The following is a 23,184-nucleotide window of genomic DNA, read 5'->3' as shown; positions in this document are numbered from 1 at the left end:
CAGCCGCTGGCAGGTTTGCCTGCCATTGCGCTGGCGTATTTTCCGCAAGCATGCCATTTGCATGGGCACGGACAATGCGCGCGGGAATGCCGATGTCGACGACCTCCAGAACGCCACAGAGCTCCCGCCCCGGTATCAGCAGATGGCCCGGTTTGCGGGTCATGAAGGTGATTGTGCGTTCGGCGCGGAAAGCAGTGCCAAGCATCTGACCGCTGCGACCATCAAGACCTGAAGGCAGGTCGACGGCAATGACGGGAATGTCGGCTTCGGCAACCCGCGCGATGGCAATAGTGACCTGATTAGGGACTGGACGAGAGAGGCCCGCCCCGAAAATGGCATCGATGACCACGTCGCCAGAGCGCGGCAGATAGTGCTCCAATTTTTCTCCGGCGAAAGGACAATCGGCAAAGGCGCGGGCGGCATCCCCCTTGAGCGTTTTAGGTTCGCCCAGATGATAGAGTTGGACCTCCGCGCCGCTTTGCCGGAGCGCGCGTGCCGCCACATAGCCATCGCCGCCATTGTTGCCAGGCCCGCAGAGCACGACATATCGCATGGCCTCGGGGAAATGCCGAAGGGCGCTCGCGGCCACCGCCTGCCCCGCCTTTTCCATGAGGCCATATGAATCGATACCCGAGGCCGCTGCGGCGCGATCGACGGCAGCCATATCATCGGGTGAGAGAAGCAGGTCGGCGAGTGGTAACATCATGATGGACAACATTGAATCCGAAACCTGCCTGAAAGACAACCGTCATTCGGTTGCGTGATTTGATCAATAATTATGCATTTGCTTAAAATAATCCCATCAACCATAAACACCTCGCCAAGGTACGATTGTGAGAGTTGAGGCACTTTTTCGCAAAAATATGCTTATCCCGCCCATTTTTGTGCGAAATCGCTTTCATTTTCCCGAAAAATCCTCATCAATCCGGGGTCTCGGCGTCAATTCGCCGGGATTTTTCGCAGCGGACCACTCTGAACTGGCATGATACGTGCATCGCGTTGGCCGAGCGGGGAGTAGTCCTGCTGTAACAGGAAAAGCGGAGAGACATTTTCTCATGAAAAAGATCGAAGCGATCATTAAGCCTTTCAAGCTCGACGAAGTGAAGGAAGCCCTTCAGGAAGTCGGCCTGCAGGGCATCACCGTCACGGAAGCGAAGGGCTTCGGTCGTCAGAAAGGCCACACGGAACTTTACCGTGGTGCTGAATACGTCGTTGACTTCCTGCCGAAGGTGAAGGTCGAAGTCGTATTGGCGGACGAAAACGCGGAGGCGGTGATCGACGCTATCCGCAAGGCAGCACAGACCGGCCGTATCGGCGACGGAAAAATTTTCGTCTCCAATGTGGAAGAGGTCATTCGAATCCGTACCGGTGAAACTGGCATAGACGCCATTTAACCCGCCCGGCCTTTTCGGCCGCGGCTAAAAATCGTCATCTAAGTCAAGGGAAGAGAAATTTAATGACGACGGCAAGCGAAATTCTCAAGCAGATCAAGGATAACGACGTCAAGTTCGTTGACCTGCGCTTCACCGACCCCAAGGGCAAGCTGCAGCATGTCACGATGGACATCGTCTGCGTCGATGAAGACATGTTCGCCGATGGCGTCATGTTCGACGGCTCCTCGATTGCTGGCTGGAAGGCCATCAACGAATCCGACATGGTGCTGATGCCGGACACCGAAACGGTTCACATGGATCCGTTCTTCGCGCAGTCCACCATGGTCATCCTCTGTGACATCCTCGACCCGGTCTCGGGCGAAGCCTATAACCGTGACCCGCGCGGCACCGCCAAGAAGGCCGAAGCCTATCTCAAGGCCTCCGGCATCGGCGACACCGCCTTCTTCGGTCCGGAAGCCGAATTCTTCGTCTTCGACGACGTCAAGTACAAGGCCGATCCGTATAACACCGGCTTCAAGCTCGACTCGAGCGAATTGCCGTCGAACGACGACACCGACTATGAGACCGGCAACCTCGGTCACCGTCCGCGCGTCAAGGGCGGCTATTTCCCGGTTCCGCCGGTCGACAGCGCCCAGGACATGCGTTCGGAAATGCTGACGGTTCTCGGCGAAATGGGCGTCACCGTCGAAAAGCATCACCACGAAGTTGCCGCCGCTCAGCACGAACTCGGTATCAAGTTCGACACGCTGGTGCGCAACGCCGACAAGATGCAGATCTACAAGTATGTCGTTCATCAGGTCGCCAATGCCTACGGAAAGACGGCAACCTTCATGCCGAAGCCGATCTTCGGCGATAACGGCTCGGGCATGCACGTTCACCAGTCGATCTGGAAGGCCGGTAAGCCGACTTTCGCCGGCGACGAATATGCGGGCCTCTCCGAGAGCTGCCTCTACTATATCGGCGGCATCATAAAGCATGCCAAGGCGCTCAACGCTTTCACCAACCCGTCGACGAACTCCTACAAGCGTCTCGTCCCGGGCTACGAAGCTCCGGTTCTGCTCGCCTACTCGGCACGCAACCGCTCGGCTTCCTGCCGCATTCCCTTCGGCACCAATCCGAAGGCAAAGCGCGTCGAAGTCCGTTTCCCTGACCCGACCGCGAACCCCTACCTCGGCTTCGCCGCCATGCTGATGGCCGGCCTCGACGGCATCAAGAACAAGATCCATCCGGGCAAGGCCATGGACAAGGATCTGTACGATCTGCCGCCGAAGGAGCTGAAGAAGATCCCGACGGTTTGCGGCTCGCTGCGCGAAGCGCTCGAAAGCCTGGACAAGGACCGCAAGTTCCTGACCGCCGGCGGCGTCTTCGATGACGACCAGATCGACGCGTTCATCGAACTGAAGATGCAGGAAGTCATGCGCTTCGAAATGACCCCGCATCCGGTCGAATACGACATGTACTATTCGGCATAAGAGCCGAAGCGAAAGCCCCGGTTCGCCGGGGCTTTTTCATTACCGGCAAGCGTGAGGCAGGCATTTATCGGTCACGACTACCTCACTGGATGTCACATTTCGTGCATCGCATCATCGAACGATCAGGGTACGATACGCGTTAATCGAATGTGACGGCTACATGAAGGAATCGGGGCAAAATCCTTGATATCGGCGGTGAAACTCACCACATGATTGCTTGAAAGGAAGTCGCGCCATGAAACAACGCAACGCAAAGTTCAATATAGGCGACGTGGTTCGACACCGGATGTTCCCATTTCGCGGTGTCATCTTCGACGTCGACCCGGAATTCGCCAACACCGAAGAATGGTGGAATTCCATTCCGATGGAAGTGCGGCCCAGCAAGGACCAGCCCTTCTATCACCTTCTCGCCGAAAACGACGAGACGGAATATGTCGCATACGTATCCGAGCAGAACCTGATCAATGACGAGAGCGGCGTTCCGCTCCGCAACCCACAGATCGCTCAGATTTTCGACCAGGCGCCCACGGGTGAGCTCAAGCCCAAGATGAGCCTCGCGCATTAAGCGCCTATTTCATAACAGGTTTCCCGAAGGGAAGACGCTCCCAACGTCTTCCCTTTCGTTTTGAGCGGTTCACCTTTCACCAGACCGGTGCCGCAATAGAAAAAGCCCGGCTCGCGCCGGGCTTTTTCACGAAATCTCACAGGGGCCGCAGCTTACTGCTTGGCGGCCTTCTGAGCGTCTTCGAGCTTCTTGCGAGCTTCCTCAGCCTTCTTCTGCATGCTGTCCTGCAGGCTCTTCTGGCTTTCGGCCAGCTTCGAGTCGGAGATCGCAGCACCGTCAAAGGCGGCGCCGAAACCGGTCAGCGAAATCTTGATCGGGTTCGGAGCGCGACGGAAGTTGATCGAGGTGAAGGTCACGTCCGTGCCCTTCTTCAAAGCAGCGATCATGGCGTCGGTCACCGGCACTTCTGCCGTGCACTTGTCCGGCAAGCAGACAGCGTAATCGAGCTTCTGGCCCTTGCCGCCATCGATCTGCATGGTGATGCCCGGAGGGATCAGGCGTGCGGTCGGAACGGAAATCTGCAGGATCTTGCGGTTGACCTTGCCGTCGACCGAGATGAGGCCGACTGCCGTCACGAGCTGACCATTGTTGGCCATCATCAGGTTCTGAACGATGCAGATATCGGCATCGTCCTGCTTGGTGCAGGTCTTGTACCAGCCGAGACGCGGCTGGTTAGCATCGCCGCCACCGTCGGCAGGGGCTGCGCCGGAGGCGTCCTGAGCGAAAGCAGCGGCCGGAAGCGCCGCACCGATCATGAGAGCCAGAGCAGACAGACCTGCCCGCGTTTTGTTGTCAGTCTTGAACATCATAGCGAAACCGCCTCCTGAAATCCGATGCGGGACGACAGCCTGTCGCCCCATGCCAACCGGGTCAAACCAACGTCCACCTGTCGAATGAATAAGGCGAATGCATGACCCGGGAAACCCGGGACTTCTGTTACATCGCACAGGCGAGGATATCCAGCTTTTCTTTGGTCTTTTCTGCTGAGACCCAAGAATTCCCCGGCCGCGTGTTGAATTCGGCACTGTCATGATAAGGTCCGGCAGAATCATACCCCTTACCGGAAAGGATGCCATGCAAGCGCTCCGGATCGCTACTCTCCTGTTCTTCGCAGCATTCTGCAATGTGGCGGCCGCACAGCCGCTCTATGGCATCGCAATGCATGGAGATCCCGCCCTGCCGGCGGACTATACGCATTTTCCCTACGTCAATCCGAACGTCAAAAAGGGCGGCCGTATCAGCTATGGCGTCGTCGGCACCTTCGACAATCTCAATCCCTTCATTCTGAAGAGCATGCGTACGACGGCGCGCGGCATGTGGGATCCCGATTACGGCAATCTCATCTACGAATCGCTGATGCAGCGCTCGCGCGACGAACCCTTCACCCTTTATGGGCTGCTGGCACAGACGGTCGAATGGGACGAGAGCCGCAGTTTCATCCAGTTCAACCTCAATCCGAACGCCAAATGGTCGGACGGGCAGCCGGTGACCCCCGAGGATGTGATTTTCACCTTCGAGCTCCTGCGCGACAAGGGCCGTGTGGTCTTCTCCTCCCCGCTACAGGCGGTCAGCAAGATGGAGAAGGTCGGTGAGCACGGCGTGCTGATCCATTTCAACGACAAGGCGAATCGCGAAACGCCGCTGATCATCGCCTCGTCGCTGCCGATCCTGCCGAAACACGCCACCGATCCGGAGAGTTTCGACCGGACCACGCTTGCCATTCCCATCGGCTCCGGCCCCTATGGGATCAAGAGCATCGACCCCGGCCAACGCATCATCTTCCAACGCAATCCCGACTATTGGGGCAAGGATATTCCGACGAAGGTCGGCGTTGACAACTACGACGAGATTTCCGTCACCTATTTCCTGCAGGAAACCACGCTGTTCGAAGCTTTCAAGAAGGGCGATATCGACGTCTATCCCGACGGAAGCCCGGGCCACTGGCAACAGGCCTATGACTTTCCGGCAGCCACCTCCGGCGCCGTCGTCAAGGACGTTTTCAAGCCGAAGCTGCCGAGCGGCATGTTCGGTTTTGTCTTCAACACGCGTCGGCCGATCTTCGCCGACAAGAAGGTGCGGCAGGGTCTGACCCTTGCCTTCGATTTCGAATGGGTCAACCGCAGCCTCTCCTCGAACGCCTATACGCGCACGCAGAGCTACTGGCAGAACTCCGATCTCTCATCGCTCGGCGTGCCCGCCGATGCACGCGAGCTGGCCATGCTCGGCCCGATCAAGGATCGCATCGATCCCGATGTGCTCGACGGCACCTACAGGCTGCCCGTCAGCGACGGGTCCGGTCGCGATCGCGCCATCCTGCGCAAGGCCGTCGATCTGCTCAAGCAGGGCGGCTACACGATCAAAGGCGAAAAGATGGTCGATAGCGCCGGGCGTCAGCTCAGCTTCGAGATCATGACGCAGAATGCCGATCAGGAGCGCATCGCGATCGCCTATCGCCGGTCTTTGGCGCTGCTCGGCATCGCCGTGACGATCCGCACCGTCGATGATTCGCAATATCAGCTCAGGACGATCAGCTTCGATTACGACATGATCCTCAAGGCCTACCCCTCATCGCTGTCGCCGGGCATCGAGCAGGTGGGACGCTGGAGCTCCGCTGCCGCAAAGGCTGAAGGCAGCCTCAATTTCGCTGGCGTCGCTGATCCGGATGTCGATACTTTGATGGATCATTTCCTGACAGCCCATTCCGCCGAGGATTTCCGTGACGCGGTGCGCTCCTTCGACCGCATTTTGATCTCCGGCTATTACGTCCTGCCGCTCTACCATATCGGCCAGCAATGGGTGGCGCGGCGCAGCCGCATCGCCCATCCCGATGTGCTGCCCCTATACGGTTATCAATTGCCGACATGGTGGGACGCTTCGGTGCAATAGGGCACTGAAGCCGCCAAAATGTTGCCGGTTCCCTTTCGGTAACCGGTTGAAGCCTCCGGCTGGAAAGCCTAGATGGGATCTTTGGCCGACAAAGCGGAAGGACACGGACCATGGAACGCATCACGATCGATATCGTCTCGGACGTCGTATGTCCCTGGTGCTATCTCGGCAAGGCGCGGCTGGAGCTGGCGATCGCCGAGGTGCAGGACGAAGTGGGCGTAGACCTCAACTGGCGCCCCTATCGGCTCAATCCCGAATATCCGCCCGAGGGCGTCGACCAGAAGAAGGCGCTGGCGCAGAAGCTCGGCGGCGAGGAGCGTGTCGCGCAGGCGCACAAGATGCTGAGCGATCTCGGCCGCGACGTCGGCATCAAGTTCGATTTCGACGCCATCAAGATCGGCCCGAACACGCTTGATGCCCACCGCCTCATCCATTGGGCAGGAACAGAAAACCGCGAAAAGCAGGAGAAGGTGGTCAACGCCCTGTTCAAGGCCAATTTCGAGGAAGGACGCAATGTCGGCGATCGTGCCGTGCTGCTGGATATCGCCGAAGGCGCCGGCCTCGACCGCTCCGTCATCGCAGCCCTGCTCTCCTCCGACGCCGACCGCGACCTGATCATCGGCGAGATCGAAGCAGCGCAGAAGATCGGCGTCACTGGTGTTCCCTTCTTCATCTTCGACCAGCAATATGCCGTCAGCGGCGCCCAGACGCCGGATGTGCTCGTTGAGGCGCTGAGGGATATCGCCAAGATGAAGGCTGAGGCACGGGCTGGGATGAATTGAGCGGCGTCTACAGATTTTAACCTTCATAGGGAAGGTCACGGCTGCTTCTTGAAAGAGTTGAAGGACGCTTTGCGCCCTCATCCTCGCCGTTCCCGAGCAAAGCGAGTCGTCCCGAAAGCGGCCATCTATTCCAGATACGGCGTCAGCACATCTTCGATCCATTTCATGAATGCGCGGACTCGGCGCGACAGATTGCTCCGATGGGCTACGACGAGGGACACCGGGATCGCCCGGCGACGAAAATCGGGCATGATCTCCACAAGCGCTCCACTCTCTATGTATTGGCCAATCCCCAAGAGTGGCGCCTGAATCAGGCCAAGGCCGGCGAGTGCAGCGGCGTCGTAGGTTTGCGCGCTATTGACGTGTAGCGCACCTGGCAACTGAAGCACCGCGTAGCCGTCGCCATCCGGATATTCCCATCCATAGGGTCTTGCGCCCAAAATCGTCGAAAAATGAATTGTCCGATGCCCCTGGCGCTGGAGGTCTTCTAGCGATCGAGGGACGCCATAGCGCGCCAGATAGGCGGGACTGGCAGCGTTGGCCATGCGCAATAGGCCCAACGGGCGGGCAATCAGCGTCTCGTCCCCGATGGGTCCAAGCCGCAACACACAGTCGAACCCTTCTTGAACCAGATCGACTTGCCGATCCGTACTCGAAAGCTCCAGCTCCAACTCGGGGTGAGCCGCCATGAAAGCCGGTAAAGCCGGCACGATCGTTGTGCGCGCCACCTCAGTGGGAAGATCAACCCGTAAGCGCCCGCGAAGTGCCACGCTGTCGCCTGCGAACATTGAGTGTAGGTCATCAACTTCAGCCAGCAGATCGCGGGCGCGGGCATGAAATGCGCGTCCGTCCTCCGTCAACTGCACGCTGCGTGTCGTCCGGTGCAGGAGCCTGACACCGACATCTTCTTCCAGCTTCCGGACCGCCGTTGAGGCCCTTCCCTTTTGAATGCCCAGGCTATCGGCCGCGTGAGTGAAGCTCCCCATTTCGGCTACCGTTATGAAAATGAGGATAGGTTCGAGATTCTGCATTTTCGCGCCTCGGTATTGTTCACATTGAAGAGAACAGTGAGTTCGGTTCCTAGGCATTTATCATACCCAAGAGACACAGTAGCCTTCGAAATTAGATGACCACATCGGAGAACGACAAGTGTCCAAAACCATGAACCCGCATCAGTTATCTGAAACCATGACCTTACATCGCGCCCTGTGGGCCGGCCGCATAATGAGCGCGATTGTCGTTATCGCCCTGGTGGCAGACGGTGCTATTCAGCTTTTCGCGCCGGCACAGATTGCGAGCATGTTGCAGGAAACTGGGTTCGCGATGGACCTGACCCGCGTCGTGGGGCCGATCATACTCGCCAGCGCCATCCTCTACGCCACTCCGGCCACAGCCGTCCTCGGTGCGATCCTGGTGACTGGCTTTCTGGGAGGTGCCATCTGCGCCCATGTCCGCATCGGTGAGTTGGGGTCGCCGCCGGAACTTATTTCCCTGCTTCTGGGCGTGATGATATGGGGCGGCCTCTATCTGCGCGATCCCCGTATTCGGGCCATTTTGCCGCTCATCCATTGAACTAACAGGGGCGTTGTTCTGTCCTTAAAATCAGGAGAAAATGCATGTTTTTAGTAATGGGAATTACCGGAAAAGTCGGTGGTGCAACGGCACAACATCTGTTGACACAAGGCAAGAAAGTACGCGCGCTCGTCCGTAACCGCGAAAAAGCGGCCAATTGGGCAGACAAGGGCGTGGAATTGGTAGACGGCGATTGGAATGATTCGGCAGCCATCGAACAGGCGCTCAAAGGCGTTGAAGGTGCGTTTGTTATGTTGCCTTCTGTATGGGCACCCTCGCCTGACTACAAAGAAGCAAAGTGCATGATTGCGAACTATGTCGCAGCGCTCACCAAGGCAGCGCCGCCGCGAGTGGTAGCGCTCTCGTCGATGGGTGCGAACAGAACCAGCGGGCTCGGGATGATCACGGCGCTGTCGCTTCTGGAGCAAGGTTTTCGCAATCTGACATCTCCGGTCACCTTTGTGCGCGCAGGCGGCTTCTTCGAAAACTTCCTTTACGGCTTGCACGTCGCCCAAGGTGGAATGCTTCCGGTCTACTATAATCCGACAAACCGGAAATCGACCATGGTCGCGACGAACGACATCGGCGCGGAGGTTGCAATCCTTTTGACCGGGCCAACCTGGCCTAGGCATCGTGTCGTCGAGCTTGGTTCGATGGTCAGCGCAGATGAAGTCGCGAAGCAATTGGGTGAAGTCCTGAATCTCGACGTGAAAGCCTTTGCAGTCCCCCGTGCAGGGTGGGCGGAAGCGTTCGAGCAATTCGGTATCCCCAAGGGTCACACCGGGCCTGCCGAAGAAATGTATGAGGCCGTGAATGCAGGATGGATGGACCTCGGAGCCGAGGGGACGGAGCACATAGCGGGTACGACGTGCGCATGCGAAGTCTTTGAGGCTGCACAGAAAGCCGCTAAGGCGTAAGTCAGGGACGGATCAGGCGTGACCGAGACTACCCGCTTCTGCATCAGACGCGTCACGGGAAGCACTCAACAGTTCAAGTCAACACGAGGCGCGTCTACTCCCGCCTAATCTTCTGAATCTCAGAATAGCGGCCTTTTGGCTTGGGAGAAGTCCGCTATTCGCGCCTTTTCATTTCATAGCGGCCCGACTGCTCTCGGCCGCAAAGCTGTCGTCAATACCACTGCCTGCTGATTGCCTGTCTTTCTACTTCGCCAACTCCGCCAGTTGCGTCATAACCACAGCCGCTCCCTGCAACCGCTTCTCCGGCGTTGGCAAATCCCGCGTCAGAAACACACTATGGTCGGGGCGGATCTTCGCCATGGTGCCCTGCTTGGCGATATAGCCGACAAGATTGGTCGGGTTCGGGAATTCCTTGTTGCGGAACTGTACGACGACGCCCTTCGGGCCGGCATCCAGCTTTTCGACATTGGCGATGCGGCAGAGCGACTTGATGTAGACGATCTTCAGGAGATGCTGCACCTCGATCGGCATTGGCCCGAAGCGGTCGATCATTTCGGCGCCGAAGCCGTCGATTTCCTTGATTTCGGTGATCTCGCCGAGGCGGCGATAGAGCGCCATGCGCAGATGCAGGTCCGGCACGTAGGCGTCGGGGATCATGACCGGTGTGCCGACAGAGATCTGCGGCGACCAGCCGGTGTCCTGGATCTCGTCGACGCCCTTGACCTCGGCAACGGCCTCTTCGAGCATCTGCTGGTAGAGTTCGAAGCCGACTTCCTTGATATGGCCGGACTGCTCCTCGCCGAGCAGATTGCCGGCGCCGCGGATATCGAGGTCGTGGCTGGCGAGCTGGAAGCCGGCGCCGAGCGTATCGAGCGATTGCAGCACCTTGAGGCGGCGCTCGGCCGTCGTCGTCAGCACCTTGTTGACCGGCAGGGTGAACAGCGCAAAGGCGCGCACCTTGGAACGGCCGACACGGCCGCGCAGCTGGTAGAGCTGCGCCAGGCCGAACATGTCGGCGCGGTGGACGATCAGCGTATTGGCTGTGGGCACGTCGAGACCAGATTCGACGATGGTGGTCGAGAGCAAGACATCGTAGCGGCCTTCGTAGAAGGCGTTCATGATGTCCTCGAGCTCGCCGGCCGGCATCTGGCCATGCGCAACCGCCACCTTCAGCTCCGGCACGTCCGATTGCAGGAAGGCGTGAATGTCGGCGAGATCGGCCAGACGCGGGCAGACATAAAAACTCTGGCCGCCGCGATAATGCTCACGCATCAGCGTTTCGCGGATGACGAGCGAATCGAAGGGCGAGATGAAGGTGCGAACCGCCATACGGTCGACCGGGGGCGTGGTGATCAGCGACAGTTCGCGCACGCCGGTCATGGCGAGCTGCAGCGTGCGCGGGATCGGCGTCGCCGACAGCGTCAGTACATGCACGTCGCTCTTCAGCTCCTTCAGGCGCTCCTTGTGCTTGACGCCGAAGTGCTGCTCTTCATCGATAACCAGCAGGCCGAGATTGGCAAACTGGATGCCGGCGCCGAGCAGCGCATGCGTGCCGACGACGATATCGGTCTTGCCATCGGCCACTTCCTTCTTGGTCAGCGCCAGGTCCTTGGCGCCGACGAGGCGGGAGGCCTGCTGTATGCGGATCGGCAGGCCACGGAAGCGGTCGGTGAAGGTCTTGAAATGCTGACGCGCCAGAAGCGTCGTCGGCACGACGACGGCGACCTGCGCGCCGTTCATGGCGGCAACGAAGGCGGCACGCAGCGCCACTTCCGTCTTGCCGAAGCCGACGTCGCCGCAGACAAGGCGATCCATCGGGCGGCCGGCGCCGAGATCGTCGCGCACCGCCTCGATGGCGTTCATCTGGTCTTCAGTCTCGTCATAGGGGAAGCGGGCGGCGAACTCGTCATAGAGGCCATCCGGGGTGCTGAGCACCGGCGCATGCCGCGTCAGGCGCTCGGCCGCGATGCGGATCAGCGCGCCGGCCATATCCAGCAACCGCTTCTTGAGCTTGGCCTTGCGCATCTGCCATGCGCCGCCGCCGAGCTTGTCGAGCTGCGCCTCGGTGCCCTCGCCGCCGTAGCGCGACAGAAGATCGATATTTTCGACCGGCAGGAACAGCTTGGCGTCGTCGGCATATTGCAGCTCAAGACATGCATGCGGCGCACCCGCCGCCTCGATAGTCCTCAGACCGACGAAACGGCCGATACCGTGTTCGGCATGGACGACGATCGATCCCTCGTCGAGACCTGCCACTTCCGAGATGAAATCGGCGGCGCGCTTGCGGCGCTTGGAGCGGCGCACCATGCGGTCGCCGAGAATATCCTGCTCGCCGATGACGACGAAATCACCGACTTCGAAACCGGCTTCCAGGCTCAGCACGGCCGCTGCCGCCTCGCCCTTCGCCAATGTCGGAAGGTCTTTGAAAGACTCGATCGTCTTCACGCGTGCAAGGCCGTGTTCGGCAAGCACCTGCAAGAGGCGGTCGAGCGAGCCTTCCGTCCAGGCCGTGATCATTACCTTGCCGCCGGCGGCACGCCGTTCGGCGATATGTTTGACCACGGAATCGAAGACGTTGACGCGCTCTGCGTCAGCGTTTTCGGTCGCGGATCGTGCCCAGCGAGGACCCTGACGGGCCTCGATATTGATGACGCGACGAGCCTCGCCCTCGTGTTCGTTGAAAGGCGAGATGCGGATGGCGTTGAAAGCATCGAGCGCTTTGCTGAGGGTGCCGCCGTCGAGATAGAGCTGGCCTGGCGTTACCGGCTTGTAGGGCGTGCCCTGCGACATCTGGCTCTTGGCCGGCTGTCCGGAGTTCAAGCGGGCATCATAATAGTCGAAAACGAGCTTGGAGCGCTCCTCGGCGGCTTCACGCACCGTATGGTCGGTGACCAGCCGGAAGCCCCGGAGGTAGTCGAAGACCGTCTCCAGCTTCTCGTAGAACAGCGGTAGCCAATGTTCCATGCCGGCATAGCGGCGGCCTTCGGAGACGGCGACATAGAGCGCGTCGTCGCGCGTGGCAGCACCGAAAGAGGAGAGATAATTCTTGCGGAAGCGGCTGATCGTATCGGGCGTCAGCGTCACCTCGCTCATCGGGTTGAGATCGAGGGAGCGGACCTGGCCGGTGGTGCGCTGGCTGGCGGGATCGAAGCTGCGGATGCTTTCCAGCGTGTCTCCGAAGAAATCGAGGCGCACCGGCTCTTCCGTCCCCGGCACGAAGACATCGAGGATGCCGCCGCGCACGGCATATTCACCGACTTCACGCACGGTCGCGACGCGGTCGAAGCCGTTGCGCTCCAGGCGGCCGGCGATATCGCCCATACGCACCTGATTGCCCGGTCGGGCCGAAAATGCCAGGCTCTCGATCACATCCTGCGGCGCCACTTTTTGCAGCATGGCGTTGACGGTCACCAACACGATCGCCGCATGCGGCTTGCGATGGTAGGCGATCAGGCCGCTCAAGGCCGCGAGACGGCGGGCCGAGGTGTCGGAGCTGGGCGACACGCGGTCATAGGGAAGACAGTCCCAGGCAGGCAGCGTCAAAACCGGGATTTCGGGCGCGAGGAAACCGAGCATCTGCTCGACATCGGCCATGTGCTGACCGTCCGACATGACATAGGCGACCGGCTCGCCGGTTCGTGCCAGTTCGGCCAGCAGGAAGGGCTCCATGCCCGCCGGAACATGGCCAACCGTCAGCGGCTCGCTCGCCGCGAGCAGTTTCTTCGCGTCGAATCCTGGGATCATCTGGTTATCCCAAGCCTTTCCGCGACCTCTTCGAAATCTGGCTTATAGGCGGCCACCCGCTTGAAAAGCGGCGTCTGCAGATGCTCCGGCACAGGCAGCGTTCCGAGGATCCATCGGACGAGATCATTGTCTTCCTCGTCCATGATGCGCTCGAATTCATCGAGGTCGGTTTCGCTGAGCCCCGGCAACTCATTGTCGGCGAACTGACCGAAAACGAGATCCATCTCGCGGAGGCCACGATGCCAGCAACGAAACAGAATGCGGCGGCGGCGGGGATCGAGATCGGCACTGCTGAGTGTCAGCCCAGTCATCACAAAAACCTTTATGTTGATGCGTCTCTATAAAACCAGCCTTGGAAGGTGGGAACCGCTTTTTCGGAAAAAAGCGCCTGACATTCAATTTTCCGGGGAGTGTGTGCCTCGCGGAAGCCTCCGTGGCGGTCAGCTCTTGCCAAGACTACCCTCCCCGTCGCATTTTGCCGGCCATGCGACCCGCCATCCTCGACCCGTTATTTGCGTCCATTTCTTCGCTGCCCGGCGTTGGGCCGAAGGTTGCCGAGCTGCTTGTGAAGCTGCTCGACCGGGAAACCATCGACGATTGCCGTGTTGTCGACCTGCTCTTTCATGCGCCGCATTCCATCATCGACCGGCGCGAACAGCCGGGCATCGCGCGGGCGCCGCAGGGCGCTATCGTCACCATTACCGGCCGCGTCGACCGCCACCAGCCGCCGAACCCGCGCAGCAACGTGCCCTATCGCGTCTTCCTGCATGACGAGACCGGCGAACTCGGCCTGGTATTCTTCCGCGGCAAGGCGCAATGGCTGGAAAAGCAATTGCCGATCGATGAGACGGTCACCGTCAGCGGCAAGGTCGACTGGTTCAATGGCCGCCCGTCGATGGTGCATCCCGACTACATCATGCGCGAAAACGAAGCGCAGAACCTGCCATTGGTCGAACCCGTCTATCCGCTGACAGCGGGGCTCGCACTGAAATTCCTGCGCAAGACCGTCGAGGCGGCGCTGGCACGCTTGCCGCAACTGCCGGAATGGGACGACGAGGCGCTGGCACAGAAGCAGGGCTTTCCCTCGATATCCGACAGCTTCCATATGCTGCATGCGCCGCGCGACGCCGCCGATATCGATCCGCAGGCACCCGCTCGCCGCAGGCTTGCCTATGACGAATTCCTGGCGGGGCAATTGTCGCTGGCACTCGTCCGTCAACGGCTGCGCAAAGTTGCGGGACAGCCCGTCCATCCTACCGGAGACATCAGCCGGAAGATATTGGAATCCCTTCCCTTCTCCCTGACGAACAGCCAAACGGCAGCCATTGCCGATATCCTCAAGGATATGGCGGGTACCGACCGCATGCTGCGGCTGCTGCAGGGTGATGTCGGTGCGGGCAAGACGCTGGTCGCACTGATGGCGATTGCAGCCGTCATCGAAAGCGGTGGCCAGGCGGTGCTGATGGCCCCGACCGAAATCCTGGCGCGACAGCACTATGCGACCATCGCGAAATTCGCCGCCAGCGCCAATCTCTCCGTCGAAGTTCTGACCGGCCGCACCAAGGGCCGGGAGCGCGACGCCATCCTCGAACGCATTGCCTCCGGCGAGGCGCAGATCATCATCGGCACGCATGCGCTGTTCCAGGATAGCGTCAGCTATGCCAACCTGATGCTGGCCGTCGTCGACGAGCAGCATCGCTTCGGCGTCCACCAGCGCCTGCGGCTCACGGCAAAGGGCATCTCGCCACATATGCTGGTGATGACCGCCACACCGATACCGCGCACGCTGGTGCTGGCCGCCTTCGGCGATATGGATGTCTCCAAGCTCACCGAGAAGCCGGCGGGCCGCAAGCCGATCCAGACGATAACCATTCCCACCGAACGAACCGGAGATATCGTATCCCGGCTGAAGAGCGCACTATCTGAAGGCAAGAAAGCCTATTGGATTTGCCCGCTTGTGGAAGAATCCGAAGAATCCGATTTAATGTCGGTCGAGGAACGGCATGCAACCCTGGTCAAGGCGCTTGGCCCGGGTATAGGCCTCATTCATGGCCGCATGAGCGGGCCGGAGAAGGACGCTGTAATGATGGCGTTCAAGAACGGCGAAATCCGGCTTTTGGTTGCCACCACCGTTGTCGAGGTCGGCGTCGATGTGCCGGATGCGACGATCATGGTGATCGAGCATGCCGAGCGTTTCGGTCTGGCGCAGTTGCATCAGCTTCGCGGCCGCGTCGGGCGTGGTGACGAAGCCTCGACCTGCATCCTGCTCTATAAGGGTCCGCTCGGCGAGACCGGCCATGCGCGGCTGTCGATCATGCGCGATACCGAGGACGGTTTTCGGATTGCCGAGGAGGATCTAAAACTGCGGGGCGAAGGCGAGTTGCTCGGCACGCGCCAGTCCGGCACGCCCGGTTTCCGCATCGCCAGCCTCGAAGCCCATGCCGATCTTCTCGAAATCGCCCGCAAGGATGCCGCCTATCTGATCGACCGCGATCCGGACCTGACCGGCGAACGCGGCATGGCAGTACGCACCCTGCTCTATCTCTTCCGTCGTGACGAGGCGATCCGGTTCCTCAGAGCCGGATAGTTGGATGGACGCAGCGAGCGCGTCCATCCCTTTCAAAGACTATTACTTGGCAGACAGGCCGGGGATCGTGACCTGGAACACCTGGAACATGGTGTCGACATCAGCCCCACCTTCCCCCTTGTAGGCAGCGCCTACCTGGAAGCCGTCCTGAGTCAGGAAGTCGTTGTCATTGGCGACGAACAGGAAGTAGTCGTCCGGCAGCTTCGGGTCGAGAACGCTGACGAACGACATAGCCTCCCATTTTTCGGAGAGGTTGTTGCGGTCGTTCGGCGCACCGTTATGGAGACCGAAACGAGCCAGATTGGCACTGTCGTTGATGTCGATGAGCAGGCTGACCGTTGCGGGTTTCACCGAGGCATCAAGGACACCCTTCGGAGCAACCGGCGTGTCGGCATCGAATTTGCTGCCGGCAATATCGGTGGCAGTCGAGACGTCGACGATGTCGATGCTGCGATAGAGCGACTTTTCGCCTTCCATGCCGTAGCCGTTGTTGCTGTCGCGCGCCAGCATCAGGAAGCTCGTCGGCGAAAGCGCCACGATTTCGCTTTGGGCGGCGACAGCCGTCTTACCCTTACTGTTGGTGAAGACCGGCAATGGCACGACATATTCGTGCACCAACTTCAGATGCGCCAGATCGGCGGCATCGTAGACCAATGCGCGAGTGTTTTGCCGGGTCGAGCCGGAATCGCCGCCGTCCTGGCGGGTCGCCGATTGCAGCACGGCGATCAGAAACTTGCCATCCGGGGCCATCGACATGCCTTCGAGGCCCTGATTGTTCTGGCGGCCACTGGTCGGATCCTTGGGATCAGGTGCGCTTTCGCCGGGGCCAGGATTGTTCGAGGCGAAGTTCACGGCGCCATTGCGCATCGGCAGCAGCGCAGCCGGTGGCGGCGTGGCGGACATCATGCGGCCGTCGGCGGAGAAACGATAGATGTAGGGGCCGTATTCGTCGCTGATGAACATCGTGCCGTCAGGCAGGCGGACGATGGCTTCGTTGTCGAGCGAGATCTTGCCGTTCGGTGCTTCGGGCAGCGAGGGCATGCCATCTTTCGGGGAGCGAATGCCATTGGTCGGATCGAGGCCGGTGGTGTCGGCGCCCTTGTTGTCGGTCAGCAGCATGGTATCGGCGAGCTTGGCAACGACGCCCGACTGCTCCTTGCCGGCTGGCGGCGTTGCGCCTGGGGCGACCGGCGTCAGTTCAACATCGATGGTGTTGAGGCGCGGACGATAATTAGTTGTGCCGACGACGTTGTAGCCGCGATCCGGCAGCAGCCACAGCGATCCCTTATAGGAGCCATCGGCATTGCGCTCCCAGCTTTTGGCGTCGATCGACATGCCGGAACCGGAGCCGAAGGTCTCACCGAACTTGTCGCGCTGGTTGGCGGGAATGCGGCCTACAGCGACGAGGCCCTTATTGACCAGGGTAACACCGCCGACGGTAACTGAACTATCGGCAAAGGCTGTGACCGGCATGGCGAAAATGACAGTGGTGAGCGCTGCCGACAGCAGCGGCAAACTCATTGAACGCAAATTTCTCACGGCAATATCCTCCTGATGAAAACTCTTTGTGCTGGAATGGCATTCATCTGCGGATCGGTTGAAAACCGCGTCGAACGAAAATATCAGGCTCCGTCGAGCCGCCAACGTTCGACCATGAGATGTGCCCGCCTGCCCTTCCGGCAACCGGTCTAGAACGGCAATATGATAGAGACATGACAGTTTGGATCCGGCTGATGCGAACGGCGCCCGGATGATCGCCAGCATAAGGTTCCGTTGGGCGGCCGCGACATCTTGAGATTGAAACCGTGCCGTATTTGGCGTAGGTCGTTTCCTAAGTCTGCTGCGAATAGAATTTACGATGTCCTCGCAACAATTGCCGTTAACGCCATAATATAGCGAAGGGTTTCATTCCATGAAGACGTCTGCTCCTGTCGCAATTATCGCGATGGCATTCACGGTAGTGCTGGCCCTTTCGGCTTGCGACGATCAGTCGAATTCCACTGCCACCAGCAATCAGTCCTCGGCCGATACGGCATCGAAGCTGGCGAATAGCGCGAAATTAAACGACTACGTGCTCGCCTATAATGATCTCATCGGAGATTCCGGCCTGCTGGCACAATATCAGGCCTATGAGAACGCCAATATTTCGAAGAGCACGACGTCCGACAATATTACAGACGTCAGCAAAGGCTCGCTCGAACAATCCGCGGACAAATTGAAGACCGTGCGCGGCGCGAAGAGCGATGCGCCCACGGAACTCGATACCGCCGCCGACAAGCTGATCTCCGCGCTTGGTCAGGTCGTTCCCCGCCTTTCCGGCCTTGATGTCTACTACGCCAGCAAGGCCTATATGGAAGACGGGCTCGCGCGCGGAAAGCGCGAGGATCCCTTGATGCTTACCGATTTTCAGGCAGCCGCCGTCGCGCTGGAGGAGTTCCATCAGCAATTGCAGAAGGAGCTCGACCGCCGGGAACAGGCCGAGCTTGCCAAGATCAAGGAACGCGGGGATATGCCGGTCTATCAGACACGGCTTGCCCTCAGCCAGGCAAGGCAACTGGTCGATCTTCTCAATAGTTCGGAAGAGCCCGGCAAGCCTGCTCTTCAGAGCCAGATAGATGCAAAGATCACTGATCTGGAAAAGACATTGGAGGATCAGCGCACCGCCATGGCGAAGGCTAAACAGGAAGGCGGCAGCGGCGTCAATACTCCGCTTCTTGACGGCATCAACGACAGTCTGACCGGAATGGTCGGCGATTTCCGCGAGATCAAGCAGGACCCCACGCCGGACAAATACCAACTCGTCGTCACCCGCTTCAACAGTGCCATCGAAATGTTCAATAGCGTGAGATAAAGGCGCTACACGCAACGACTGGCCGCGGCACAAGCTACCGTACCAGCACGCGATCTAGCATTAAGACAAGGATTTCATAGGAACGGGCGGCGGCAATTCCTTGGCCGCGATCAGCTTTTCGCGATATTCGGGCGAGACTAGGCCGCCCGAAATCAAAAGCTTGGCGCCGTCTTCCGGGCTCATGTCAAGAATCGTGATTTTCTCGCGCGGTACGAAGATCAGGAAACCGGCGGTTGGCACGGGGGTCGGCGGCAGGAAAACCGCCACCATATCATGCCCCATGGCATCGAATTTCGAGGCGATTTCGCCTTTGGCGTCGGTGGAGATAAACACCATCGACCAGAGCCCGGGGCTCGGATATTCGATCAGCCCGACCTTCTTGAACGAGGTGCCTTGCTCCTTCAGCACGGTTTCGAAGATCTGTTTCAGGCTCTTGTAGATGGTTCGCACCAGCGGCACGCGTTGCACGATCGACTCGCCGAAGCGAACAATGCTCTGGCCGATCAGGTTCTTGGCGAGGAAACCGATGATGGTGATGAAGATCATCGCGATCACCACGCCCGTACCGGGAACGGCAAAGTTCAGATAGCTCTCGGGATCGTAGCGCGCGGGAATATAAGGCCGAACCCAGCTGTCGGCCCAGTGGATGACAGACCAGGTAAGCCAGAGCGTGATGGCAATCGGCGCGCAAATAATGAGGCCGGCCAGGAAATTATTTCTGATCCGTGCTGCCACAGACACTTTGATGGGCTTGTCCGTCATTCGCCGTTCGAAAACTCCGTTTCGTCGTCAACCGCTAACCGGCAAATTCCCCCACCATCTCCTTGCTGAATCGTGCCAGAAATCGGCCGAGCGCACAACCCGGCAGTCACGCCACCGGGCCAGATATCGGCCCGGTTCACGACGACGTTATCACACGAAAATAAATGGGGCCGCGATCTATTCCACAGTCACCGACTTGGCGAGATTGCGCGGCTGGTCGACATCCGTGCCCATGAAGACGGCCGTGTGATAGGCGAGCAACTGGATCGGCAGTGAGAAGATCATCGGCGCGATGATTTCATCGACAACCGGCAGGACGATCGTCGCCATCGTCGGCAGCGTGGAGGCGGCCGCCCCCGCCTCGTCGGTGATGAAGATGATACGACCGCCGCGCGCCGCCACTTCCTGCATGTTTGAGACGGTCTTGTCGAAGAAACGGTCGTAGGGCGCAATGACGATAACCGGCATGTTCTCATCGATCAGCGCGATCGGGCCATGCTTCAGCTCACCGGCGGCATAACCTTCGGCGTGGATGTAGGAGATTTCCTTGAGCTTCAGCGCGCCTTCCATGGCGAGCGGGAAGCTGGTGCCGCGACCGAGATAGAGCACATCCTTGAACTTGGAGATTTCGCGGGCAAGGCTTTCCATCTGCGGCTGGATGATGTTCAGCACCCTTGCCATGATGCGCGGCATCTCGGCCAGGTGGCGCACCATCGCGTTTTCATCCTCGGCACTCACCGTGCCGCGTGCAACGCCAGCGCCGATTGCCAGCGACGCCAGAACGGCGAGCTGGCAGGTGAAAGCCTTGGTCGAGGCAACGCCGATCTCCGGGCCGGCCATGATCGGAAACACCGCATCGGATTCACGCGCGATGGTCGATTCCTTGACGTTGACGATGGCGCCGATCTTCAGGCCATTGTCCTTGCAATAGCGCAGCGACGCCAGCGTATCGGCGGTTTCGCCGGACTGCGAAATGAACAGTGCGGCCTGTGAGGGCGACAACGGCATTTCGCGGTAGCGGAATTCGGAGGCGACATCGATCTCGACCGGCAGACGCGCGTAGCGCTCGAACCAATATTTGCCGATCAAACCAGCAAGATAGGCCGTGCCGCAAGCCGAAATCGCGAGGCCGGATACACCCTTGAAATCGATCGCCGATGCATTCGGGCGCAGCCGATGACTGACGAAATCGACATATTGGCTGAGCGCATGGGAGATCACCTCCGGCTGCTCGTAGATTTCCTTTTCCATGAAGTGGCGGTGATTGCCCTTGTCGACGACATAGGCCGTTGCCTGCGATATCTGCCGGGGACGACTGACTTCCTGGCCGTTGAAATCGAGGATCGTGGCACTGTTGCGCGTGATGATCGCGCAGTCGCCGTCGACGAGATAGGTGATCTCGTTGGTGAAGGGAGAAAGAGCGATGGCGTCGGAGCCGAGGAACATCTCGCCATTGCCGAAGCCGACGGCAAGCGGCGGGCCGGAGCGGGCCGCCATCAGCGTATCGGGGTCGCTCTGGAACATGATCGCGAGCGCATAGGCGCCGGTGACGCGGTTCAGCATCTTCAGCATCGCCGCGCGCGGATCGAGCCCTTCGCCGACATATTTCGCCAGCAGATGCGCGACGACTTCCGTGTCCGTCTGCGTGGTGAACACCTTGCCCTCGGCCTTCAATTCCTCGCGCAATTCGGAGAAATTCTCGATGATGCCGTTGTGGACGACGGCGACACCTTCAACGAAATGCGGATGGGCATTGGTCTCGTTCGGGACGCCATGCGTCGCCCAACGGGTGTGGGCGATGCCGGTCACGCCGGGCAGCGGCTCAGCATCGAGCCGCTTTTCCAGATTGAAGAGCTTCCCTTCGGCGCGGCGGCGATCCATCACGCCGTCATGAATGGTCGCGACGCCCGCCGAATCGTAACCGCGATATTCGAGACGCCGCAAGGCATCCACCAATCGCCCCGCTACGGGCTTCGTTCCGACAATCCCAACAATGCCGCACATGCAACTCTCCGTCTGGCCTCAAATAAGAAGGCAAGTCCTAATGATTCTAACAGTTTTCACAATTACCGCGATGGTCACTTTCGGTTTCCAACCGTTACGCGACCACAAGCGAAATACTTAATGGCTGCCCTTTTTTGCTGCCTTGATGGCCAGGGCTCTTTCGCGGATGACCTTGGCGCGGCCGGGTTTCACCTCCTGGCGCGCGCGGCCGAAGGCAAGCGCATCCGCAGGGACGTCCTCGGTAATTACGCTGCCGGAGGCGACATAGGCATTGTCGCCGATGCGTACCGGCGCCACCAATGAGGAGTTGGAACCGATGAAGCTGTTGGCGCCGATATGGGTCTCATGCTTGTTGACGCCATCATAGTTGCAGGTGATCGTACCCGCACCGATGTTGCTGCCGGCGCCGATCGTGGCGTCGCCGATATAGCTCAAATGATTGACCTTGGCGCCCTCGCCGATCTTGCCGTTCTTCACTTCGCAGAAGTTGCCGACCTTCGAGCCGTCGGCAAGATCCGCGCCGGGGCGCAGCCGTGCAAACGGGCCGACTGTAGCGGTGCCGCTGACATGGGCGCCTTCGATATGCGAGAAAGCATGGATGACCGCCCCGCTGTCGATTACCGCGCGGGGGCCGAAGACGACGTTCGGCTCGATCAACGCATCCTGACCAATGACGGTATCATAGGCGAGGAACACAGTTTCCGGTGCGATCATCGTGACACCCGAAAGCATCAGCTCATGACGGCGGCGCTCCTGCCAGAGGCGTTCGATGAATGCGAGCTCGGCGCGGTTGTTGCAGCCGGTCATTTCCACTTCCGGCGCATCGACGGCAATGGCGCGGCCGCCGAGCGAACGGGCGATTTCCACAAGATCGGTCAGATAATATTCGCCCTTGGCGTTGCTGTTGCCGATGCGGTCGAGCAGATCGAGTGCCTTGCGGCCATTGATCGCCATCAGGCCGCTGTTGCACCAGGTCACCGCGAGCTCGGCATCGGTTGCGTCCTTCGCCTCACGAATAGCGATCAGTTCGCCGTCCTTGACCAGCAGCCGGCCATAGGCGTTCGGATTTTCCGTATGAAAGCCGATGACGACGATATCGTTGCCGTCGGCAAGCCCCTTTCGGGCGGCGCGCAGCGGCACGTCGGTAAGCAACGGCACGTCGCCATAGGCGACGATGATATCGTCATAACCCCTGGCGATTGCCTCACGCGCGGCAAGCACGGCATGGCCGGTCCCCAGACGCTCCTTCTGCAGATAGGCTTCGACCTCGATGCCACCGATATCGGCGGCGGCGGCGACCTCTTCCGCATTGCGGCCGACAACGAGGGCCGCGGCAGAAATATCGGTCCTGGCGATCGCTTCCATCACATGCGCGATCATCGGACGGCCGGCGATCGGATGCAGCACCTTGGAGACCGACGATTTCATGCGGGTGCTGTCACCGGCGGCGAGGATGATGGCGAGGCAGGTGCGTTCCATTTCAAGCTCCGAAAGATACGACTCGGCGAGGCCTATGCAGGCTTCGTCTCCTCTTAGCAACTACTGCATAATTCCTTAAATCGGAATCGATTTAGGGATAAAATTATGCAGCAGATTTGAAGTGCTACAGCGACCTTTGCGCGTCACATGTGACGCGCAAAGGTCGCTG

At 59.7% G+C, this 23,184-nt stretch carries 18 protein-coding genes; 9 read left to right on the top strand and 9 right to left on the bottom strand.

Annotated features, from left to right (window positions below):
• Positions 1–706 (bottom strand): NAD(P)H-hydrate epimerase (locus tag PMI03_RS12430; protein ID WP_039973883.1); only part of this gene is annotated, 706 nt, incomplete at its 3' end.
• Positions 707–1,055: 349 nt separating this feature from the next.
• Between PMI03_RS12430 and PMI03_RS12425 the strand changes: the two genes are divergently transcribed.
• From PMI03_RS12425 to hspQ, 3 genes are all read left to right on the top strand, one after another.
• Positions 1,056–1,394 carry a P-II family nitrogen regulator gene (locus tag PMI03_RS12425; RefSeq protein ID WP_003539626.1) on the top strand — a complete coding sequence of 113 codons (339 nt, stop codon included), beginning with the start codon at positions 1,056–1,058 and terminating at the stop codon, positions 1,392–1,394.
• Positions 1,395–1,456: 62 nt separating this feature from the next.
• The gene (glnA, locus tag PMI03_RS12420; protein ID WP_007693550.1) at positions 1,457–2,866 is read left to right on the top strand and encodes a type I glutamate--ammonia ligase; all 1,410 of its coding nucleotides are present in this window, start codon (positions 1,457–1,459) and stop codon (positions 2,864–2,866) included.
• Between the two features lie 235 nt (positions 2,867–3,101).
• Positions 3,102–3,431, top strand: a complete 330-nt coding sequence (gene hspQ / locus PMI03_RS12415; RefSeq protein WP_007693548.1) for a heat shock protein HspQ — start codon at positions 3,102–3,104, stop codon at positions 3,429–3,431.
• A 152-nt stretch (positions 3,432–3,583) separates the two neighbouring features.
• Here the strand turns inward: hspQ and PMI03_RS12410 are convergent, their stop codons facing one another.
• A complete protein-coding gene (locus PMI03_RS12410; RefSeq protein ID WP_007693546.1) occupies positions 3,584–4,240 on the bottom strand; it encodes an invasion associated locus B family protein in 657 nt (218 codons plus the stop codon).
• Between the two features lie 265 nt (positions 4,241–4,505).
• Here PMI03_RS12410 and PMI03_RS12405 point away from each other — a divergent pair, with 265 nt between their 5' ends.
• Positions 4,506–6,317 (top strand): extracellular solute-binding protein, encoded by a 1,812-nt coding sequence (locus PMI03_RS12405; protein ID WP_007693544.1) that lies wholly within the window; start codon positions 4,506–4,508, stop codon positions 6,315–6,317.
• 110 nt (positions 6,318–6,427) lie between these two features.
• Positions 6,428–7,099 (top strand): DsbA family oxidoreductase, encoded by a 672-nt coding sequence (locus PMI03_RS12400; RefSeq protein WP_007693542.1) that lies wholly within the window; start codon positions 6,428–6,430, stop codon positions 7,097–7,099.
• A 125-nt stretch (positions 7,100–7,224) separates the two neighbouring features.
• Here the strand turns inward: PMI03_RS12400 and PMI03_RS12395 are convergent, their stop codons facing one another.
• Positions 7,225–8,130, bottom strand: coding sequence for a LysR substrate-binding domain-containing protein (locus PMI03_RS12395; RefSeq protein ID WP_007693539.1), 906 nt, complete (start codon positions 8,128–8,130; stop codon positions 7,225–7,227).
• Between the two features lie 118 nt (positions 8,131–8,248).
• Between PMI03_RS12395 and PMI03_RS12390 the strand changes: the two genes are divergently transcribed.
• The gene (locus PMI03_RS12390; RefSeq protein WP_007693537.1) at positions 8,249–8,671 is read left to right on the top strand and encodes a DoxX family protein; all 423 of its coding nucleotides are present in this window, start codon (positions 8,249–8,251) and stop codon (positions 8,669–8,671) included.
• A gap of 44 nt (positions 8,672–8,715) precedes the next feature.
• Positions 8,716–9,588, top strand: a complete 873-nt coding sequence (locus PMI03_RS12385; RefSeq protein ID WP_007693535.1) for an NmrA family NAD(P)-binding protein — start codon at positions 8,716–8,718, stop codon at positions 9,586–9,588.
• A gap of 243 nt (positions 9,589–9,831) precedes the next feature.
• Here the strand turns inward: PMI03_RS12385 and mfd are convergent, their stop codons facing one another.
• Together mfd and PMI03_RS12375 are read right to left on the bottom strand one after the other, a co-directional pair.
• Entirely contained in the window at positions 9,832–13,332 is a 3,501-nt protein-coding gene (gene mfd, locus PMI03_RS12380) for a transcription-repair coupling factor (protein WP_007693533.1), read from the bottom strand.
• Positions 13,329–13,643, bottom strand: coding sequence for a succinate dehydrogenase assembly factor 2 (locus PMI03_RS12375; protein ID WP_007693532.1), 315 nt, complete (start codon positions 13,641–13,643; stop codon positions 13,329–13,331). Before PMI03_RS12375 ends, mfd begins: the two co-directional genes overlap by 4 nt.
• Positions 13,644–13,816: 173 nt before the next feature.
• Here PMI03_RS12375 and recG point away from each other — a divergent pair, with 173 nt between their 5' ends.
• The gene (gene recG / locus PMI03_RS12370) at positions 13,817–15,919 is read left to right on the top strand and encodes an ATP-dependent DNA helicase RecG (RefSeq protein WP_007693530.1); all 2,103 of its coding nucleotides are present in this window, start codon (positions 13,817–13,819) and stop codon (positions 15,917–15,919) included.
• Positions 15,920–15,961: 42 nt separating this feature from the next.
• Here the strand turns inward: recG and PMI03_RS12365 are convergent, their stop codons facing one another.
• Entirely contained in the window at positions 15,962–17,440 is a 1,479-nt protein-coding gene (locus tag PMI03_RS12365) for an esterase-like activity of phytase family protein (RefSeq protein ID WP_085997446.1), read from the bottom strand.
• A gap of 391 nt (positions 17,441–17,831) precedes the next feature.
• Between PMI03_RS12365 and PMI03_RS12360 the strand changes: the two genes are divergently transcribed.
• Positions 17,832–18,770, top strand: coding sequence for a YiiG family protein (locus tag PMI03_RS12360; RefSeq protein ID WP_007693526.1), 939 nt, complete (start codon positions 17,832–17,834; stop codon positions 18,768–18,770).
• Positions 18,771–18,830: 60 nt separating this feature from the next.
• On the opposite strand, the gene PMI03_RS12355 is transcribed toward PMI03_RS12360, so the two are convergent.
• From PMI03_RS12355 to glmU, 3 genes are all read right to left on the bottom strand, one after another.
• Complete coding sequence (locus tag PMI03_RS12355; RefSeq protein ID WP_007693524.1) at positions 18,831–19,532, bottom strand: DUF502 domain-containing protein; 702 nt, start codon at positions 19,530–19,532, stop codon at positions 18,831–18,833.
• A 177-nt stretch (positions 19,533–19,709) separates the two neighbouring features.
• The gene (gene glmS / locus PMI03_RS12350) at positions 19,710–21,536 is read right to left on the bottom strand and encodes a glutamine--fructose-6-phosphate transaminase (isomerizing) (RefSeq protein ID WP_007693522.1); all 1,827 of its coding nucleotides are present in this window, start codon (positions 21,534–21,536) and stop codon (positions 19,710–19,712) included.
• A gap of 117 nt (positions 21,537–21,653) precedes the next feature.
• A complete protein-coding gene (gene glmU / locus PMI03_RS12345) occupies positions 21,654–23,015 on the bottom strand; it encodes a bifunctional UDP-N-acetylglucosamine diphosphorylase/glucosamine-1-phosphate N-acetyltransferase GlmU (RefSeq protein WP_007693520.1) in 1,362 nt (453 codons plus the stop codon).
• Between the last annotated feature and the right edge of the window lie 169 nt (positions 23,016–23,184).

The organism is Rhizobium sp. AP16 (genome assembly GCF_000281735.1).
GTDB classification, from domain to species: Bacteria; Pseudomonadota; Alphaproteobacteria; order Rhizobiales; family Rhizobiaceae; genus Rhizobium; species Rhizobium rhizogenes.
Note: the sequence above shows the minus strand (reverse complement) of the source record. Positions and strands in the feature narration are given on the sequence as shown.

Coding starts and splice junctions, on each gene's coding strand:
- glnA (WP_007693550.1), top strand. CDS start 1,457: ATGACGACGGCAAGCGAAATTCTCAAGCAGATCAAGGATAACGACGTC.
- glmU (WP_007693520.1), bottom strand. CDS start 23,015: ATGGAACGCACCTGCCTCGCCATCATCCTCGCCGCCGGTGACAGCACC.
- PMI03_RS12410 (WP_007693546.1), bottom strand. CDS start 4,240: ATGATGTTCAAGACTGACAACAAAACGCGGGCAGGTCTGTCTGCTCTG.
- PMI03_RS12400 (WP_007693542.1), top strand. CDS start 6,428: ATGGAACGCATCACGATCGATATCGTCTCGGACGTCGTATGTCCCTGG.
- PMI03_RS12375 (WP_007693532.1), bottom strand. CDS start 13,643: ATGACTGGGCTGACACTCAGCAGTGCCGATCTCGATCCCCGCCGCCGC.
- mfd (WP_007693533.1), bottom strand. CDS start 13,332: ATGATCCCAGGATTCGACGCGAAGAAACTGCTCGCGGCGAGCGAGCCG.
- PMI03_RS12425 (WP_003539626.1), top strand. CDS start 1,056: ATGAAAAAGATCGAAGCGATCATTAAGCCTTTCAAGCTCGACGAAGTG.
- recG (WP_007693530.1), top strand. CDS start 13,817: ATGCGACCCGCCATCCTCGACCCGTTATTTGCGTCCATTTCTTCGCTG.
- glmS (WP_007693522.1), bottom strand. CDS start 21,536: ATGTGCGGCATTGTTGGGATTGTCGGAACGAAGCCCGTAGCGGGGCGA.
- PMI03_RS12355 (WP_007693524.1), bottom strand. CDS start 19,532: ATGACGGACAAGCCCATCAAAGTGTCTGTGGCAGCACGGATCAGAAAT.
- PMI03_RS12365 (WP_085997446.1), bottom strand. CDS start 17,440: ATGAGTTTGCCGCTGCTGTCGGCAGCGCTCACCACTGTCATTTTCGCC.
- PMI03_RS12385 (WP_007693535.1), top strand. CDS start 8,716: ATGTTTTTAGTAATGGGAATTACCGGAAAAGTCGGTGGTGCAACGGCA.
- PMI03_RS12360 (WP_007693526.1), top strand. CDS start 17,832: ATGAAGACGTCTGCTCCTGTCGCAATTATCGCGATGGCATTCACGGTA.
- PMI03_RS12405 (WP_007693544.1), top strand. CDS start 4,506: ATGCAAGCGCTCCGGATCGCTACTCTCCTGTTCTTCGCAGCATTCTGC.
- PMI03_RS12395 (WP_007693539.1), bottom strand. CDS start 8,130: ATGCAGAATCTCGAACCTATCCTCATTTTCATAACGGTAGCCGAAATG.
- hspQ (WP_007693548.1), top strand. CDS start 3,102: ATGAAACAACGCAACGCAAAGTTCAATATAGGCGACGTGGTTCGACAC.